The following is an 18,710-nucleotide window of genomic DNA, read 5'->3' on the forward strand; positions in this document are numbered from 1 at the left end:
GAGGCGGGCCGCGTCCGTGCTCGGTCCTGGCCCGCCGGTGAGGATGATCTGCTGGTACTTGCTCTGCGCGCTGACGCGGACCGGGGCTCCGTAGAGCCGTCGCTGCGCGGCGCGCTCGAAGGCCCCGCTGCCGGCCCAGGCGAAGCCGAGCACCACGACCACGGCTCCGCTGCACAGTCCGAGCAGCACCCGTTCCCGCGGCGCGGGCTCGCCGCGGAAGAGCCAGAAGGCGATCAGCCCGCCCGCGACCGTGTTGACGACGCCGGTCAGCAGCGCGCCGGTCAGCTGGCCGAGGGTGGGCAGCAGCAGGAACGGGAAGGCGAGGCCGCCGACCAGCGCGCCGACGTAGTCCGCGGCGAAGAGGTCGGCGACGGCACGGCCCGCCTCCTGCCGCCGGATGCGCTGCATCAACGTCATCAGCAGCGGGATCTCCGCGCCGATCAGCAGACCGATCAGGGAGGCGAAGCCGACAAGTGCGGCCTGGTAGTGGCCGATCCAGACGTAGCAGCCGTACAGGGCGATCACGGAGAGGCCGCCGACGAGCGCGAGCAGGCTCTCGACGAGGGCGAAGGAGGCGGCCGGGCGCAGCGTGAACCGTTTGGCCAGCAGGGAGCCGACGCCCATGGCGCAGACCATCACGGACAGGACCACGGATGCCTCGGTGACGGAATCGCCCAGCAGGTAGCTGCCGAGGGCGACCAGTTCCAGCTCGTAGACCAACCCGCAGGCGGCGCACACGAAGGCCGCGAGCAGCACGAGCAGCCGGGCGGCTCGGGGGGTTGGGTTGATCACGCAGAAACGCTAGGCGACGGACCCGTCCGGGTTCTGCGCCCGGACGAGTGGTCCGCAGATCGTCGCATTGACGTGGCGGACACCTGACCCAATCATCCGCCGAGTTCTGCGGACTGCCAGTCCCGCCGTCGCAACGTCGAGCGCGTGCACACCAGGCGACCCTCCTGTGGATAGGCGTGCCAGGTGCGCCAGAGGATGCCCTCCTCGTCGCCGCCCGCGAGCAACGCGGTGAACGCATTCGGGTCGCCCGGGAAGACGCCCGCCAGTCCGTGCGGGTGGTTCTCCACCAAGGCGAGCAACTCCTGGGCCCGGCAGTCGAAATCATGTTTCGTCAGTTTTTCGATGCGTGCAGCGAATTCGTACTCCCAGCCCCGGACGTGCTCCGCGGCGCGGGCGGGCAGCGGGGTGCGGCGGCCCGGCATGCAGGCGACCGTCTCGACGCAGGCGTCCTGCCCCTGCTCGCTCTGGTCCAGGACGACCTGGTGGGAGGCGCCGAGAAGGCGCAGTTGGAGGCTGCCCTGGCCGAGTTCGAGGTCGAGCACGGCGAGGGCGGGGAGCAGGCCGCTCCCCAGGCACCACGCCAGATCCCCGGCACGGGTGTCGGTGTAGGTCGTTTTGAGGGTGGTGAGCATTCTCGGCTCCGCGTACTCGGGTCACTCGACAACGCCGGGGCGCGGCCCCGGCATGCCGTGTCACGGCGCGACACGGCAAAGAAGTGACATGTCAACGGCATGAATGGCATGAACGGACCGAAGGGCACCGCGGCGGAGAGACATTCGGGGACTCAGGAAGCAGCGAAGCACGAATGCTCCGTGTCCGTAGGGGATTTACCCATTTTCGACACCGGTCCCCCATCCGGCCCGCAAAATGGAACGAGTTTCCTGGCATCCTGGTGAAGACGCCTTTGACGTGCCGCGATTCCCGGTGAACTCACCCGCGATCTCGGTGACATGTGCCCGGCGATCATTCAGTGGGCATATCCGGCAATTTTCCGGCTCCGAGGATCACCCGTCCGTGTGCCACCCGAACGGAGCCATGCGCCGTCAGCCCGACCCCGCCCGCTCCCTCCTTCGACGGATCTGGACGGCCCCGCCGGGAGAGATGACAATCAGCTCCATGAGCAACCCCGCCACGCGGCCGCATCCGGAACCGCGCACCTCCGTGCTCCGCATGGGCGAACTCCCTCCGGACGGCCTCCCGGAGGAGCTCCTGCCCGGCGAGCGCCTCTCCGACGCGGACCGGGAACGGGTGGTCGAGCAGCTGCGCGAGCACGCGGTGCAGGGGCGGCTCTCCCATGACACCTTCCTGCGCCGGATGGAGTCGGCCTTCACCGCCCGCGCCCGGCACGAGCTCGACGCCCTCACCGCCGACCTGCCCGTCGGCGGGCGGCTCACCCGCGCCCTGACCCGGACCGTCGGCGCCCTCGCCACCCTCAAGGTGCGGCTCGACAACGCCTGGCGCACACCGCAGTTGCCTGCGCTGCCGCTGCCGCGCAACCCGGCCGGGCCGGTGAAGAGTCGGACGGCTGCCGGGGTGCGACCTCAAACTCGGCGACGAGTCGGTCTCCCGCGTCCACGCGGAACTGCGGCTGGAGGGCGGCGTCTGGCTGCTGCGCGACCTCGGCTCGACCAACGGCACGCAGGTCAACGGCTGGCGCGTGATCGGCGCGGTTCCGGTCCGGGCGGGGGACCGGGTCAGCTTCGGCTCCGTCAGCTTCCGGCTCGCCGCGACGGGCGGGCCGCTCGCGGGCGGACCGTTCTCGGGCGGGTCGGCCGCACGGGCGTGACGTAGGGCCCCGGGCCCTTCACCGTGCGCATCACGGGCGCCGACTCGATCCGCCGCACGGCGGGCAACGCGGCGATCCTGGTGGTCAGGTAGGTGTAGAGGGCCTGCACGTCCGCGCCGAGCACGACGGCGTTGAGGTTGCTCGGGCCGGTGACCGCCGCGACGTAGCCGATCTCGGGGTGAGCGGCCAAGGCCTCGCCCGTGGCCGCCAGTTCGGCGGGTGCGACGTCGAGCCAGAGCTCCGTCATCGCGTGCACGCCGAAGCGCCGCCAGTCGAGCTCCAGATCGAAGTAGAGCGCGCCGCAGCGGTACAGCTCGTCCATCCGGCGGCGCACCGTGCTCGCCGACCAGCCTGTGGCGGCGGCGAGTTCGGGAAAGCCGGCGCGGCCGTCGACGGCCAGGGCGGCGAACAGCCGCCGGTCGCCGTCGTCGAGCGTCACCCGCGCCCCCTGGGCGAACGGGTCCGGCGCGACGGCCGAGGCGCCGGACCGGCCACCGGGGTGGAGACCGGACTGGGCGCGCAGCCAGGCGACCTGCTCGGCGTCGAGGGCGCCGGACTTGAGCGCGAGGCTCTGCGGTCCGCCGAAGTAGGTGTGCAGCACGCAGTGCGCGACGATGCCCACCACGGCCGGCGTCCGCGGCAGCCGCTGGAGCAGCAGGTCGTCGTGCCGGTCCGGGTGCGCCCTGGTGGAGCAGTTGATCTCGGCGCCGCCGGAGCAGACGTTGACCCAGGCGGTGTCCTCGCGCCGCGCCAGCGCCTCGGCCAGGTCCAGGGCCGCGGCGGGCGCGCACTGCACCCGCACCATCCAGCGCACCTCGCCGAGCGCCTCGGGCGAGCTCAGTCCCAGCACCCGCAGCCCCGTCTCCCGCAGCCGGGCATAGCGGCGCGCGACGGTCTGGTCGGAGACGCCGAGCAGCTCGGCGAGACGACTGAAGGGCACTCGTGCGTCGAGCTGGAGCGCCTGGATCAACTGGCGGTCGAGCGGGTCGAAGGCACCCGGGCGTACCGTGGTGGTGTTGTCGGATTCCACCCTCTCAGGCTAGGCAATGTCGAGATCCACCGCAGCAGGGGGTGGTGGCGGTGCCCGTGGCCCCGGCCGGACGCAGGCTGTGGGCCAGGGCCGGTCGCGTGGACGGGTCCGGCCCACCCCACGACCGACCCCAAGCCCAGTCCCGTCAACCGGAGCCCACCGTGCGTAAGTGGATACCGCTCGCAGCCATCTGCCTCGGCGCGTTCATGCTGCTCGTCGACGTCAGCATCGTGAACGTCGCGCTGCCCAAGATGTCCGCCGACCTGAACTCGTCTTTCACCTCACTGCAATGGGTGGTGGACATCTACGCGCTGACGCTGGCAGCGCTGCTGATGGTCTGCGGCTCCTTCGGAGACCGGCTCGGCCACCGGCGCCTCTACCTCGCCGGTCTGGTGGTCTTCGCGGCCGCCTCGCTGGTGTGCGCGCTGGCTCCGGACGCGGCCACGCTGATCACCGCCCGCGCCGTCCAGGGCGTCGGCGGAGCGGCGATGATGACCTCCACCACCGCGCTGATCGCGGGCGCCTACCAGGGCCGCGACCGGGGGACCGCCTTCGGCGTCTGGGGCGCCGTCAACGGCGCGGCGGCCGCCGTCGGCCCGGTTCTCGGTGGGCTGCTCACCGACCAGTTCGGCTGGCGGTCCATCTTCCTGGTCAACCTGCCGATCGCGGCGATCGCCCTCGCCATGACGCTGGGCAAGGGCCTGCGGCTGCCGCGCCCGCAGGCCGTCGAGGGCCGGGTGGACAGCACCGGCGCGCTGGCCTTCACCGTCTTCGCGGCAGCGCTGACGTACGGGCTGATCGAGAGCGGCACGCACGGCTGGGGCAGCGCCGTCGTGCTCGGCTCGCTCGGCGGCTCCGCGGTGGCGCTGATCGTCTTCGTCGTCGCCGAACTGCGGGTCCGCCGCCCGCTGCTGGACCTGTCGCTGCTGCGCAACCGCAGCTTCACCGGCCTGCTGGTCGGCGGGCTGCTGCTGAACGCGGCGGCCTTCGCCGAGCTCACCTACACCTCGCTCTGGCTCCAGCAGGCCCTGGACCTCTCGCCGTTGGACGCGGGCCTGGCCGTCTCGCCGATGGCCGCGACCGCCTTCGTCGTTGCCCTGGCCACCGGCCGCTCCCTGCACCGGTTCCCGCCGCAACTCCCCATCGGGGTGGGCCTGCTGTTCATCGGCACTGGCACCCTGCTGCTGACCGCGGTCTCCGCGGGCTCCGACTGGTCGGCGCTGCTGCCCGGCATGCTCGTCACCGGCGTCGGCGTCGGCCTGTCCACCCCGACGCTCATGGCCACGGCACTGGCCTCCGTCCCGCCGCAGCGCGCGGGGATGGCCTCCGGAGCCCTCAACACCTCCCGCCAGCTCGGTTACGCCCTCGGCATCGCCGTCCTCGGCACCGTGTTCCAGCAGCACGCCCACGGCCACTCCGCGCGCTCGGCCTTCGCCGCCGGCCTCCACCCCGTCTTCCTGACGGCCGGCCTCACCGGCCTCGTCGCCGGCCTCCTGGTCCTCGTCACGGTGCGCCGCCCCCACCTGATGGCCCCGGCCACCCCGGTGGCCACGTCCTCGCCGACGGGCGCCCCGGCGGACAACACCGCGCGCTGAGCGGCAACACGAAGGCCCGGCCGTGACGCGTGTCGTCAGCTGACGGCGTAGCCCTCGACCGAGGCGGTCAGGTCGAACGAGCTCTGCAGGAAGCAGGAGACCTTGATGTACCCGTTGACGACCGGGAGGTCGACGAGGTCCGCGGCAGGCTGCCCGTTGGCGATGTCGAGCACCATCCCGTCCGAGTGGTCCTCGTCCACGATCCCGCCCGAGCGCACGTCGACCGCTGAGAGCCGCACGGCCACCTCCGTGGCCGCGGCGGGAATGCCGCCCACCCCCGCCACCTTGATCCAGAGCGTGCCGGAGTACGGAACCTGAGCGTGCCGGCCGCCGAGCCCGGTCCGGGTGTCGAAGACGGGCGTGGACCTGACCGGGACGAGGGCGTGCAGCGCCTCGTCCGAGGACGCGGGCAGGTAGTACCCCTCGACCGAGGCGCTCACGGTCGTCGAGCCCGCAGTGTTGTGGATGCTCACAGTGCCGTCCGGGGCGACCGGCACGAGCAGGGTCGTGCTGTGCATCTGGCCCGGGTAGCCGTACACGCCGTCGGCTCCGGCGCCCGCGCCCGCGCCGCCCTGGACCGTCACCCGGGTGAACGCCGTGGTGATCTGCGTGGCCACATTCAGCACCGCCAGCAGGGGACGCTGACCGGGCGGGGTCATGTAGCTCTGGTACCCCGGGGCGGCCTGGAAGCTGACCGTCGCGCCCGGACCCATCCTGCGCTGCATGACCAGCGCCCAGTGCTGGGTGTCACCCGGGTAGTCCCCGCCCACGAACTCCAGGCCGTGCGCCGACTCCGGGTTCGTGGTGTCGTAGCCCTCCACCTCAGCCGAGACGTAGGCCTGCCCGGAGAGGTTGGTCAGGTCGACGTAGCCGTCCGCGCCCACGGGCACATGGATCAGGCTGCTGCTGGACTGCCGTGCGGGGTAGAGCACCGTGGGCTCCGACGGACGGGAGCTTCCGTCCGCGTAGGCCGTCACGGAACCCGCCTGTCCCGCACCGACCGCACTGACGTTCAGGACCACCGACGACGGGACGCCCGGCACCCCGTAGCGGTTGGCCACCTGGATCCGGAGGGTACGGCCGGGTGCGACGGCGCCCTTGACGCCGCCGGTGCCGTGGTAGGTGTCCAACGCCGTGACCGGCGTGGTGCGCACGAACTCCGGCCCGACGCTCAGGGCTCGGCCCACGCTCGCGCTGCGGCCCGCCGCGTCGGTCACCGCCACCTTGGTCTGGTAGATCCCCGGCTTGGCGTAGGTGTGCGTCAGGTTCCCGCAGCCCGGCAGGGTCGTCCCGTCTCCGAAGTCGACCGAGCAGGAGCCGAGACTGAACGGCGACAGGTACTGCACGGAGGACAGCGTCACGGCAAGCGGAACGCTGGTGTTCTGCACCGCGAACTGGGGCGACTGGACCGAGACCGGTCCCGGCGGGCTCACGATCTCGGTGGTGGTGAACCGCTCGGCCTCGCCGGTCGCCGGGGAGACCTCGGTGACCGTCACCGTGTAGACCTTGCTGCCACCGCCGGGGACGGCACCGTAGGTGTGGCGGACCACGGTGTCCGTGGTCGTGACCGGCTCCGTGCCGTCTCCGAAGTCGAACGTGCGGGTGACGACGTCGTGCCAAGGGTTGGCATCGCCCGTGGTGAACGAGACGGTCGACCCGTAGGCGACCGCGGCGGGCGCCGCCTTGGGCGTCCACCCCTGCCACGGGTCCTGAAGCTCGGTGGCGCCGCGGTCGTAGTAACCGGCCCCGGTCCCGGTGTTGGGCACCAGGGTGTCGTCGACGCGGGGTCTTCCGAAGTAGTCGGTGGTCAGCTCCCCCGGCGCGGCGGCGTCGGCGGAGTCGAGTTCGAGGCGGTCGGAGGAGCCCGGTCCGTTGACCAGCGTCACCGGCCCACCGGCCAGGTCGTGCTTGCCCTGGCCGCTCGCGGCGGTGAACGGGGACAGGCTGCCGTAGTCCACGCCGGCCCAGGAGTAGAGCGGTCCCGAGCCCACGGTGTAGTCGACGTTGTAATCCGAGGTCGTGGTCGCGGCGGAGTCGGCCGAAACGGTGATCGGGCCCTCGACGTCGTCGTTCTCCAGGACCGTTCCGCTCGCCGACTGATCGACCTGGACCGGCACGGCTGAGCCCATGAAGGCGTCGCTGACGACGTCGGTGCCGGTCGCGCCGTGCACCGCCACGCCCGGCGTGCCGCCGTTCGTCTCGATCATGTCGGTCGTGATGACGACGCCCTGAGCCCCGGGGTCGACCTCGGCCGCGCTGACGCCGTTCGCCTGGACGCTCGAGCGGCTGACGGTGACCTTCGAACTCCCCGCTCCCACGACCAGGCCGGGAGTCGTGCCCCCGTTGAGGGTGTCGAAGTCGAGCGCGACCGTCGAGGAGGAGTCGATCCGCACGGCGCCGAGGAACATCCGGTCCAGACTCACGTCGTGGACACCACTCACCGTCAGGCTGTCGAACCGCACGCTGCCGGTGTACTGGCCGGTGAACCTGATCGGTGCGCCGTCATCGCCCGAGCGGGTCAGGCGAAGCGCACCGTAGCTGCCGGCGGTCACATGGACGGTGTCACCCGCCTGGGCGGCGTCCGCGGCGGCCTGCGCCGTGCAGTACGGCTGCGCGGCGCTGCCGGACCCGCCGTCCGAGCAGGATGCGTTCGAGCCGTCGACGTACAGGTCGCTCCCGGTGGCGGCGGCCGACGACACGGGCAGCGTCAGACCGGTCGCCACCACCGCAAGCACCAGCGCACCGGACATACGAGCACGCTTCATACCATCCCCCACCCCTGATCAACACAGACAGCGCGGGGATCCTGCCACACAGCCGCCGTGGCGCAAAGTCGCTTTCCCCCGGCCGGAATTCAGCGCAGTGCGGCGAGCCGGGAGACGGCGTCCTCAAGGACCGAGTCCTGCTTGCAGAAGGTGAAGCGCACCTGGGAGCGGCCCGCGTCCGGGTCGTCGTAGAAGACCGAGTTGGGGATCGCCACCACGCCGCAGCGCTCCGGCAGGGCGCGGCAGAACGCGTAGGCGTCCTTCTCACCGAACGGCGCGGTGTCGGTGGTGATGAAGTACGTGCCCTGGGGCTCGTAGACCTCGAAGCCGGCCGCGCGCAGGCCGCTCCCCAGGAGATCGCGCTTGCGCTGGAGGTCGGCCCGGAGGGTGGCGAAGTAGGAGTCCGGGAGGCGCAGAGCCTCCGCGACGGCGTACTGGAACGGACCGGCGCTGACGTAGGTCAGGTACTGCTTCGCGGTGCGGACGGCGGCCACGAGCTCGGGCGTGGCGGTGACCCAGCCGACCTTCCATCCGGTGAAGGAGAAGGTCTTGCCCGCCGAGGAGATGGAGACCGTCCGCTCGCGCATACCGGGGAGCGAGACGAGCGGTCGGTGCGTGGACGGGGCGAAGACCAGGTGCTCGTAGACCTCGTCCGTGACGACCAGCAGGTCGTGCTCGACGGCGAGTTCGGCGATGGCGGCCAGCTCGTCGCCGGTCAGCACCATGCCGGTCGGGTTGTGCGGGGAGTTGAGCAGCAGCAGCCGGGTGCGCGGCGTGATCAGCGCGCGGAGCCGGTCCAGGTCCGGACGGAAGGACGGCGCACGGAGCGTCAACGGGACGCGGGTGGCGCCGGCCATGGCGATGCAGGCGGCGTAGGAGTCGTAGAAGGGCTCGAAGGCGATCACCTCGTCGCCCGGCTCCAGCAGGGCCAGCAGCGCGGCGGCGATCGCCTCGGTCGCGCCGGCGGTGACCAGTACCTCGGTGTCCGGGTCGTATGCGAGGCCGTGGAAGCGCTGCTGGTGCTCGGCGATGGCCGCCCTCAGCTCCGGGATGCCGGGCCCCGGCGGGTACTGGTTGCCCCGCCCCGACAGCACCGCGTCCGCCGCGGCCTGCGCGATCTCGCGCGGACCGTCGGTGTCCGGAAAGCCCTGGCCCAGGTTGATCGAGCCCGTGGCGGTGGCGAGCGCGGACATCTCCGCGAAGATCGTCGTCCCCATGCCCGCCAGTCGGCGGTTCAGCAGCGGCCTGTCGCTCATGAGCGCAGCATAGGCGGTCGGTTCGCGCCGGTGACCGTTTCGGCGCACGCGGGCCCGGTCGCCACACGGCGGGCGGCGGGCCGGGCACCGGGCCGGGAGACAGCCGGTGAGGGCCGGTGAGGCGACCAGTGACGTGACCGCCGACGGAAGGGCGCGGACCGCCCGGTGCTCGGGAGTCTGGTCGCTGGACAGACCCCTCGATCGCGCGGGGCGAGACCGTCGGCGGGACGGGCGCTACCGCCGAGACAGCCGCTGCGCTGGAAACGGCCCTGAGCGCTACCCCCGCGCGCTCAGGGCCGCCTGCGACGGCCCTCCGGGCGGACGGCCGTCAGCTCGTGGCCGCGGGGACCTTCTTGAGCAGCTCGCGCGCCAGCGTCAGCGCCTTGGCGCCGGTGGTCTTCTGGTCGTTGTACATCACGTCCACGACCTGCTTGCCGCTGCGGACGGCGACCAGCGTCTCGCCTCCGTCGTAGTTGGGCGAGGAGAGGACGGCCTCGACAGCCTCGTCGCCCAACCCGCTGAGCGCGGTGACCTTGACGTGCTCGGTGTAGGGGCTGCCGTTGCCGGTGACCTTGTGGGTCTTGCACTCGGCGAAGACCTTCTTGAGGGCCGTCAGCTGCTCGGTCGCGCCGGTGCCCTGGTAGGCGCCGATCTCCTCGTAGAACTCGTTGCCGGCGGAGTCGTGGAAGTCGGCCGCGGCGAAGGAAGCCTCGCGGACGCCGGTCGAGGTGACCCAGTCCGTCTGGTCGAGCTGGGTGCAGGCCGTGGACGCCGGCACGACGCTGGTGCCCGAATCCTGGAAGGCCGTGCCGGAGTTGCGGGTGATGTTCGGGTCGGCCTTCAGGGAGGGCACCACACTGCCGGAGAGCAGCCGGCCCGCCAGTTCGGTTCCGTTGGGCAGGCCGGCGTTCGGGTCGGGCGTGGCGGAGGCCGGGGCGGCTGCGGAGCTCGCGCCCGTCGTGCTGCCCCCGGAGGAGGAGCAGGCGGTGAGGGCCAAGGCGGCTCCGGCGCAAAGGGCGACGGCGAGTGCGCGACGGAGGTGGGTGGTCATGGTGGAACGCCTCTTCCGAGCTGGGGGATGGCAGGTGAGGGCGCAGAACACACGCCGTGGTCCGCTGTTCGCGCGCCTCGGCTGTGCAGCGAGAGAATCACAGCACGGGCTGTTAAGTCAGTCAACACGGACTGCGTGTGTGAAACGTGAACTCACGGGCTCGGTGTGTATGATCACCGCGGATCCACGGGGGGATCCCGAAGGAGGCGCGAGGATGGCCCAGCAGCGCAAGGCCCGTCAGCCCCAACCCGCCCACGGGACACCGCGGCAGGCCGAGGTCACCGCGACGGCGATCGCCCGCCTGGCGGGCGTGGGCCCGGCCGCGGTCAGCAACTGGCGTCGGCGCCACGCCGACTTCCCCAAGCCCGTCGGCGGCACGCCCAGCAGCCCGACCTTCGACCTCGCGCAGGTGGAGGAGTGGCTGCGCGTCCAGGGCAAGCTCACCCGGGTCCCCTTGCGCGAACGCGCCTGGCAGGAGGTCGAGCAGTACCCGATCGGCCCTTCCGCCGCCCTGATCCGTCTCGGCTCCGCGCTCACCCTCGGCCCTGACCCGGGCGCCGCGGAAACGCCGCTGCTGACGACCGGCCTGGAGTTGGCGGAGGAGACCTCGCCCGCCGAGGCGTTCGCCTTCCTTCTCGGCCGTCAACTGGAGTCCGTCTCACGCCAGTACGCCTCGACCCCGGCCGAGCTGGCGGTGCTCATGGCCGGGCTCGGCGGCCCGGCGGCCGAGGTCCTCGACCCGGCGTGCGGCTTCGGCGGCCTCCTCGACGCCGCCCGCACGCTGAACCCCGACGCCCGCCTCTGCGGCCAGGACGCCGAGCCCGAGCTCGCGGCCCTCGCCGAACTCCGCCTGACGCTCGCCGCGGAGGGCTCCGAGGACACGGCTGTCCTGCGCGACTCCGTGGACGTGCGGACCGGCGACAGCCTGCGGGCCGACGCCTTCGACCGCCCGCCGCACGCGCCCGGCGCCGACGTCGTGCTCTGCCATCCGCCCTTCAACGAGCGCAACTGGGGCCACGAGGAGCTCGCCTACGACTCCCGCTGGGAGTACGGGCTGCCGCCGCGCACCGAATCCGAACTCGCCTGGGTGCAGCACGCGCTGGCCCACGCCCGCGAGGGCGGCACCGTGGTGGTGCTGATGCCGCCGGCCGCGGCGTCCCGTCGGTCCGGACGCCGCATCCGCGCCGACCTGCTGCGCCGCGGCACGCTGCGCGCGGTCATCGCCCTCCCGGCGGGAGCCGCCCCGCCGTACGGGATCCCCCTTCACCTCTGGATCCTGCGCCGCCCGGCCGACGCGGGCGCCACCCCCGGGCAGGGCCTGCTGCTCGTCGAGACGGGCGCGCTCACCTGGCCCGAGGCCCGCGACGCCGCCCTGGCGGCGTGGCAGGCCGCGGAGCGGACAGGGGACGCCGAGGGCACCGCGGGTGCGGGGCGGCGGACACAGACAGGCGCGGGACGCGCGGCAGGCGCCGTAGGCGCGGTCCAGGCCAGGGACACGGCCGCACGTCACGAAGCACGCGGGGGCGGCGGCGAACGACCGGGAGTCGAACCGCCAGACGAGCGGCAAGGCGTCGAGCGGCCACGCGTCGAACGGGGCGGCGGCGAGCGGGGTGGCGTCGAGCGACCCGGTGTGAGCCGGTTGGTGCCCGTCGTCGAGCTGCTGGACGACGAGGTCGACCTCACACCGGCCCGCCACCTGCCACCGACCGCCGTGGACGGCGGCGCCGTCGGGCTCGACGAGCTGCGGGAGCAGCTCGTCGACGCGCTCGGACGGGCGTCGCTGCTGCCCGCGACCGGCGAGGCCGTCGAGGCCGCCGCCGGGGGCCCCCGCTCCGGCGGTTGGCCGGCGACCAGCGTCGGGGAGCTCGCCCGCGCGGGCGCACTCACGCTGCTCACGGCCGGCACCGGCGCCTCGGGCTCCGCCTCCACCACGTCCGGGCCGCTGACCCGTGCCGGGGACGTGGTCGTGCCGGTGCACGGCCAAGAGGGCGGCGGCATCCACGTCGTGGCCGAGGCGGAGGCCGGAGCGCCACTGGAGCGGGGTCACCAACTGCTGCGCCCGACGCCCGACGCGGTCGACCCCTGGTTCCTCGCCGGCTTCCTGCGCTCCACCGCCAACAGCCGACAGGCCTCGACCTTCACGGGCACCTCCACCCGCCTCGACGCACGCCGCCTCCAACTGCCCCGCCTGCCGCTGGCCGAGCAGCGGCGCTACGGCGCACGGTTCCGGGAGGTCGCGGAGTTCGAGCAGGCACTGCGCCAAGCCGCGCGCCTGGGCGAACAGTTCGCCCAGGGCCTCTACGACGGCCTGGCGGAGGGCGGTCCGGACGGGAGGTGAGGGACGGCTCGTCGTCGGCGTCCCGCGTCCGGAACGAGCCGCGTGAGCGGGCCGAAAGGAGCGCCGGAGGGAGCTGCCGGGCCGGGCTCGGCCGACGGTACGCTACCGACGACCCGAGCCCGATCCCAGGAGCTGCGCATGTACGGCCCCGCCAGCGACCCGACGCCGCCGTACACGCCGCCGTACACGTCGCCCTACACGCCGCCGTACACGCCGCCCGCCGATCCGTATGCGCCCGCGTACGGGTACCCGCCCCCGGGGGCCGGCCCGTACACCGCGCAGGCGAACGCCGCGCCGTACCCGCACGGAGTCCGGCTCGGATACGACCACCTCGCCGCACCCCGCGAACGGTCCACCGCCGCCCGCGTGGGCCTCTTCCTGCTCCGGGTCCTCCTGACCTGCGTTCCGATCGCCTCGATCGGGATCCTCGCCTGGGTCCCGCTGGTGCGGGCCGCGTTGCTCCGACGCCGGGTGGTCGACTGGGTCGTGCTGGCGGCCACGGTGGTGCTCTGCACCCTGGGCTTCTACCTGGTCGGCTCGTCGCCGGACGACCGCGACACCGGCAGGTCCGATGTCGGAGTGATGATCCTGCTCCTCATGATGGCGAGCTCCACGGTCTACTACCTCGTCGCCGAGCTGCGGCAGCCGCGCCACCAGCCCGTGCCGCCGTACGCGGCCCCGGCGCCGTCCTGGTCCCCGGCCGGACCTCCCGGAGTGGCGGGCCCCGCGGGAGTGCTGGGACCTGCGGGAGTGGTGGGACCTGAGGTAGTGCTGGGACCGGTCGACTCCGCGGCTCCTGCCGCGCAGCCGACGCCGATCGTCCCGCTCGGACAGGTCCAGGCCGATCTCGACGAGCTGAGCGCGCTGCTGCACCAGCACGAGCGGCCAGCACGGTGACCACCCCGGTGCCCGCCCCGATCCCCGAGCCCGTTCCCGGCTCGGGCCCCCGCACGGTCGGCGGACGGTACGAGCTGACCGCACTCGTCGGCCAGGGCGGCATGGGCCAGGTCTGGACGGCCCGGGACCTGCTGCTCGGCCGCGAGGTCGCGGTCAAGCTCCTGCGTGCCGCCGCCCCTGGCGGAACGCACACCGACGAGCTGCGCCGCCGCTTCGAGCGCGAGTCGCGGGTCACCGCGCGCGTCGACCACCCGGGGCTGGTCACCGTGCACGACGCCGGCACCGACACGGACGAGCTCTACCTGGTCATGCAGTACGTCCGCGGCACCGACCTGGCGGACCACCTCGCCGAGAACGACCCGTATCCGTGGCCGTGGGCGGTGGCCGTGGCGGCGCAGCTGTGCGCCGTCCTGGCCGCCGTGCACGAGGCGGGCGTCGTCCACCGGGACCTGAAGCCACGCAACCTGATGCTGCGTCACGACGGCACGCTGGTAGTGCTGGACCTCGGCGTCGCGGCGGTGCTGGGCGCGGACACGACGCGTGTGACGGCCACCGGCTCCCCTGTCGGGAGCCCCGCCTACATGTCGCCCGAGCAGGCGATGGGCAGCCCGGTCGGACCGGCGAGCGACCTCTACTCGCTCGGCGCCGTGCTGCACGAACTGCTCAGCGGCACGGTCCCGTTCGAGGGGTCGTCGGCGCTCGGCACGCTCCACCGGCATCTGCACGAGCCGCCGACTCCACTGCGGCGGCTACGGTCCGAGGTGCCGCCGGCGCTGGAGACACTGGTGCTGCGGCTGCTGGCCAAGGATCCCGCGCAGCGGCCCACCGACGCGCATGCGGTCTACCAGGCGCTGGCGCCGCTGCTCCCGCTGCCGCCGGGGTACTCGCCCGCCGGTCGGAGCCTCTGCGATCCGACGCGGCCGTTCCGTCTGCCGTTCGCGCCGTGGCCGGACCGGGCCGCCGCGCCCGCACCGCCACCGTCGTTCGGGCCACACCCGCCCGCGCCCGCGTCCATCCCCGCGTCCCTGCCGCCCACGCCGCCCATGCCGTCCATGCCGCCCATGCCCGAGCCGGGAACTCCCACGCCCAGTACTCCGGCGCACGGCACTCCGTTTCCAGGCCCCGAGGCCGACCTGCTCGCCGCGACCGTCGACGAGGCCCGCCGTCTGCTCGCCGCCGGCCGGATCAGCCAGGCCCTCGGGCTGCTCGGCAGCGCGCTGCGCACGGCCGAGGCGCGACACGGCGTCGACTCCCCCGTCGCGGCCGCACTGCGCCGGCAGTACGCGGCGCTCCAGCCGCATGCCCAGGCACACGGAACGGCCGGTGCGACTCCGCACCGGCCGTGACGTGCCACCCGAGACCCGGTCCCGATGGGACCGGGCTCGGTTCCTGCCTGAGTCCGAGCCTGAGTCCCAGCCTCAGCCGACCGTCGTCGGGAGGGCGCCCGCCGCGCTGCCCGACAGCCAGTCGGACCAGCTCAGCGTGAAGGCCGCATAGCCGTTGTCGCCGGAGACGTTGCCGCGCGGCGAACCGGTGATGGTGACCGGGTCACCGGGCTGGCTGAGGTCGTAGAACCACTTCGAGTCCGACAGCGACAGGTGCACGCACCCGTGCGAGCCATAGCTGTGGCCCGGGTACGGGTCGCCGGTGGAGTAGTGCACGTAGGTGCCCGACTGGGTCAGATGGACATCATTGGGCAGCGTGATGTCGTAGTAGTTGGGGCTGCTCTTGTCGCAGCTGATGCCGACGCTGCAGGAGGTCATGCGGACCTCGGCCTGCTTGTCGATCACGGCCATGGTGCCGTCCCACGACGGGAACTGCGGGCTGCCGGCGTCGATCGGCATCGTCTTGATCAGCGAGCCGTTCTTGTAGACCTTCATCCAGTGGCCGGGGACGCTCACCTTGGACTCGATGTCGGCACCGACGGTGAAGCTGTGGTGGTAGTCCTTGGTGCCCCAACGGCCGTTGCCGTCACCGACGTTGTTCAGGTCGGCGTCGACGGAGACCTTGGTCCCGGACGGCCAGTAGTTCTGCGGACGCCAGTCGACGCGGCGGTCGCCGAACCAGTGCCACGCACCGGTCATCGGCACGGAGGTGGTCACCTTCAGCGCCTGCTCGACGGCCTTGTGGGCCGAGGCGGCGACGGAGTGGGTGAAGACGATGGATATGGGCTGCGCCACTCCGACCGTCTCGCCGCTGAGCGGGTAGATCGAGTCCAGCTGGACCGGCGGGCCGGCCGGGTGGGTCGGTGAGGGGCTCGCCGACGGGCTCGCCTTCGCGCTCACCGACGGGTTGCCGCCGTTCGCGACCGGTGCGTCCGTGCCCTTGGCCGAGGTCGCGGAGGCCGTGCCCCCGCAGCCGCTCGCCCCGAAGGCGACCGCACCCGCCAGCAGTGCTATCCCGATTCCGTTCCTGATCCGCCCCACGCGCCCCACGCCACCTGCTCCGCTCGCGTCACTTCGTCATCACTGGCCATTTTCAACATGTCCAGAGAGTCCGAACCCTACGCAAGCGGTTGCAGGCGTCATGTAAAGCCAAGGTCAAGATTAGGACTCGGCCGAGTCGCCGTCCTCGGCGCCGCCGTCGGTCTCGTCGCCGCCCTGCTTGTCGTCGACGTCCTTGACCAGGCCGAGGCGCTCGTTGATCCACTGGTTGAAGGTCACGGCGGCCTGAACCCAGTTCACGACCATGGCCGCGAAGTAGTTGATGTTCACGCCCATGCCGACGATCATCTGCGTCTCACCGACGATGCGGAGCTCGCCCTCGTCGGTGGTCTGCGTGTAGACCTTGGGCCACAGGGTCTCGCGGTTCCACTCGTCCAGCGCCTCCAGCAGCGCGGTCTTCGCGGCGAGCTCGTGTGCGTGCTGGTAGAAGGCGCGGACCGCGAAGAGCTCCTTCTGCTCCCCACGGAACATGAAGTAGACCTGGAACTCCTCCCAGGGCGCGACGACGTCGCCCTCGGCGTCCACGCCGTGCTTCAGCTGCATCTGGTCCAGCAGCTGCTTCACCAGCTCCGCGTCGGGGATGATCACCGGCGGGGGGCCCTGCGGCTGCGGAGGCTGCGGGGACTGACCGCCGAAGTTGGGGATGGCGGACGGGTCGATGCTCACGACAGGGGTTCCCTTCGGGGATTACGGCTTGCCGTCACTCATCCTGCCTCACCCGGGGGCGTCGCGCCCAGTGTCGCCCCCCTCGGGCGTGCACTCACAGGCCGCCGTTCGCACGAGGTTCGCCCCCTCGACGTGTCCGGCCCCCGGGGCGCCGCGGTACCGCCGCGTCGCCCCGGGAACCGCGCCGGGAACCGCGTCGGCTACGAGCAGTCGATCAGCAGCGAGGTGAGCACGGTGCAGCTGCGGCTCGCCGCGTCGTTCGCCGTGTTCAGGTCGATCGGGCTGCTGGCCGAGCGGTCGACCGTCACCTTGTAGGGGAGCCCCAGGGTGAGCAGGCCCACCGGCACGGTGAACTGCCGGGTCGCGCTCGCGCCCACGGCCAGGGCGCCGACGGAGCAGCTGACGTCGCGCCCGCCGACCGTGCAGTCGCCGCCGGAGGCGGCCGCCATCGGCGTGGGCAGCAGCGCGCTGACCGTGGCCGACGTCAGCGCCGAGGGGCCGTGGTCGGTGACGGTGACCGTGTAGACGATCGAGCCGCCGAGGAGGGCGGGACGGGGGCTGGCGGCCAGGGTCACACCCACGTCGGCGGCGGCGTAGGCGAACTGGTCGCCCTGGCTCGTGGCGCTGGTCCCGCCCGGCGTGGTGACCTGGACGTCCACGGTCCCGACCGCGCCGGGCGGGGCGACGGCGGTGCAGCTCTGGTCGCCGCAGGAGAAGGACGCGGCGGGCCGGCCCGGACCGAAGTCGATCTCGGTGGCGCCGGAGAGGTGGCTGCCCGTGACGGTGACGGCGGTCCCGCCTCCGGGCGGGCCGGAGGCCGGGCTGACACCGGTCACCACGGGCGCGGGCACGGTCAGCGCGACGGCCACCCCGGCCGGGTCCGCCCCGACCGGGGTGGTGCCCACCACTTGGTCGTCGCCGGTGTCGACGGCGGAGACCGAGGCCGCGCCGAGGTCGGTGACGAGCACCCGGGAGCCGTCCGGCGTCACCGCGACGCCCTGCGGGTTGCCGCCCACCGGGATCGTCGCGGTCGTCCCGGCGGCGGTGTCCAGCACGGCCACGCTGTTCGCGGGGCCGTCCGCCAGATAGAGCCGGGACCCGTCCGGGGTGAGCGCGAGGGCGTAGGGGGCGGCGGGGACGGCGACCGTGGCGACGACGGCGTCGGCCGTGGTGTCGATCACGGAGAGCGTGGCAGAGCCCTGGTCCGCCACGTACAGGCGGGAGCCGTCCGAGGTCAGCGCCAGGGCCACCGGCACGCCGCCAGTCGGCAGCGTGGCGGTCACCGCGTCCGTGGCGGTGTCGATCACCGACAGCGCACCGCCTCCGCCGCTGTCCGCGACGTAGACGCGGCTGCCGTCGGGGCTGACCGCGAGGGCGTCCGGGCCCGCGCCGACGGTGACTGTGGCCGCCACCGTGTCGCTCGCGGTGTCGATCACGGAGACCGTGTCGGTGCCCAGGTTCGCGACGTAGACCCGGCCGCCGTCCGGGCTGACGGCCGCCGCGGTCGGGCTCGACCCCACGGGCACGTCCGCGACCAGGGTGTTGCTGTGGGTGTCGATGACGGCGACGTTGTTGGAGCCGATGTTCGGCACGTAGACGTGCCCGCCGTCCGGGGCCGCGGCCGCGCCCTGCGGGTCGTCGCCCACGTTCGCGACGGTCGCCTTGACGGTGCCGGTGGCGACGTCGACCACGGAGACGGCGTTGCTCCCGGCGTCGGCCACGTAGGCGGTGGCCACACCGCCCGACGGCGCCTGGGGCGCGCCGGCGGCGACGGTGGCGGCCTGCGCGGCGGGCACGCCGCCCGCGAGCGCTCCGGCCAGAGCGAGGCCGACGACCGCGGACAGCACGCCGGCCGTCCGCCGGCCCGAGGGCACGGCACCGGTCCGCCTCCGCGGCGACGCATCGGCGGATAAGGCCCGCGTGGCGGAGCTGGTGGGCGGCAGCAAGGGATACGGCGAGGACATGAAGAGGACTCCCCCCTCGGCGCGCCCGCCGCGGCAGGCACCGGTCGGAGCCCTGGGACCTCGGCGGTGCGTCGCGCTGCGGGCGCCGACGAGCCCCCGACCTCCCCGGCCGCACCGCCGCGCAAC

The 18,710-nt window shown here is 73.0% G+C and carries 11 protein-coding genes and 3 pseudogenes; 5 read left to right on the forward strand and 9 right to left on the reverse strand.

Annotated elements, in window-relative coordinates; all coding sequences use genetic code 11:
* A pseudogene (locus TR50_RS46820) lies at positions 1-792 on the reverse strand (spermidine synthase); the annotation flags it as partial.
* A 92-nt stretch (positions 793-884) separates the two neighbouring features.
* Positions 885-1,424 (reverse strand): DUF2617 family protein, encoded by a 540-nt coding sequence (locus TR50_RS20875; RefSeq protein WP_042423555.1) that lies wholly within the window; start codon positions 1,422-1,424, stop codon positions 885-887.
* A 538-nt stretch (positions 1,425-1,962) separates the two neighbouring features.
* Here TR50_RS20875 and TR50_RS20880 point away from each other — a divergent pair.
* Positions 1,963-2,578, forward strand: a pseudogene (locus TR50_RS20880) (FHA domain-containing protein).
* On the opposite strand, the gene TR50_RS20885 reads toward TR50_RS20880, so the two are convergent.
* Positions 2,502-3,608, reverse strand: a complete 1,107-nt coding sequence (locus TR50_RS20885) for an Lrp/AsnC family transcriptional regulator (protein WP_042423559.1) — start codon at positions 3,606-3,608, stop codon at positions 2,502-2,504. The pseudogene TR50_RS20880 and the gene TR50_RS20885 sit on opposite strands and share 77 nt — an antisense overlap.
* 161 nt (positions 3,609-3,769) lie before the next feature.
* Here TR50_RS20885 and TR50_RS20890 point away from each other — a divergent pair, with 161 nt between their 5' ends.
* Positions 3,770-5,203, forward strand: coding sequence for an MFS transporter (locus tag TR50_RS20890; RefSeq protein WP_042423561.1), 1,434 nt, complete (start codon positions 3,770-3,772; stop codon positions 5,201-5,203).
* A 35-nt stretch (positions 5,204-5,238) separates the two neighbouring features.
* Here TR50_RS20890 and TR50_RS20895 read toward each other — a convergent pair whose 3' ends face one another.
* The 3 genes from TR50_RS20895 to TR50_RS20905 all read right to left on the reverse strand — a co-directional run bounded on the left by TR50_RS20895 (position 5,239) and on the right by TR50_RS20905 (position 10,275).
* Positions 5,239-7,953 carry a PKD domain-containing protein gene (locus TR50_RS20895; protein WP_042423563.1) on the reverse strand — a complete coding sequence of 905 codons (2,715 nt, stop codon included), beginning with the start codon at positions 7,951-7,953 and terminating at the stop codon, positions 5,239-5,241.
* 104 nt (positions 7,954-8,057) lie between these two features.
* Entirely contained in the window at positions 8,058-9,224 is a 1,167-nt protein-coding gene (locus TR50_RS20900; protein ID WP_042423565.1) for a pyridoxal phosphate-dependent aminotransferase, read from the reverse strand.
* A 328-nt stretch (positions 9,225-9,552) separates the two neighbouring features.
* Positions 9,553-10,275, reverse strand: coding sequence for a hypothetical protein (locus tag TR50_RS20905; RefSeq protein WP_042423567.1), 723 nt, complete (start codon positions 10,273-10,275; stop codon positions 9,553-9,555).
* 214 nt (positions 10,276-10,489) lie between these two features.
* Between TR50_RS20905 and TR50_RS20910 the strand changes: the two genes are divergently transcribed.
* The 3 genes and pseudogenes from TR50_RS20910 to TR50_RS20920 all read left to right on the forward strand — a co-directional run.
* A complete protein-coding gene (locus tag TR50_RS20910) occupies positions 10,490-12,613 on the forward strand; it encodes an N-6 DNA methylase (RefSeq protein WP_042423569.1) in 2,124 nt (707 codons plus the stop codon).
* Between the two features lie 138 nt (positions 12,614-12,751).
* Positions 12,752-13,510: a hypothetical protein gene (locus TR50_RS42710; protein WP_052441147.1), complete on the forward strand. Its 759-nt coding sequence runs from the start codon at positions 12,752-12,754 to the stop codon at positions 13,508-13,510.
* Between the two features lie 101 nt (positions 13,511-13,611).
* Positions 13,612-14,799, forward strand: a pseudogene (locus TR50_RS20920) (serine/threonine-protein kinase); the annotation flags it as partial.
* 129 nt (positions 14,800-14,928) lie between these two features.
* Here TR50_RS20920 and TR50_RS20925 read toward each other — a convergent pair.
* The 3 genes from TR50_RS20925 to TR50_RS20935 form a co-directional block, all read right to left on the reverse strand.
* Positions 14,929-15,936 (reverse strand): L,D-transpeptidase, encoded by a 1,008-nt coding sequence (locus TR50_RS20925; RefSeq protein WP_042423571.1) that lies wholly within the window; start codon positions 15,934-15,936, stop codon positions 14,929-14,931.
* A 120-nt stretch (positions 15,937-16,056) separates the two neighbouring features.
* Positions 16,057-16,620 carry a type III secretion system chaperone family protein gene (locus tag TR50_RS20930; protein ID WP_042423573.1) on the reverse strand — a complete coding sequence of 188 codons (564 nt, stop codon included), beginning with the start codon at positions 16,618-16,620 and terminating at the stop codon, positions 16,057-16,059.
* Between the two features lie 200 nt (positions 16,621-16,820).
* Positions 16,821-18,467, reverse strand: a complete 1,647-nt coding sequence (locus tag TR50_RS20935) for a YVTN family beta-propeller repeat protein (RefSeq protein ID WP_160311142.1) — start codon at positions 18,465-18,467, stop codon at positions 16,821-16,823.
* Positions 18,468-18,710: the final 243 nt, after the last annotated feature.

This window comes from Streptacidiphilus anmyonensis (assembly GCF_000787855.1).
GTDB lineage: Bacteria > Actinomycetota > Actinomycetes > Streptomycetales > Streptomycetaceae > Streptacidiphilus > Streptacidiphilus anmyonensis.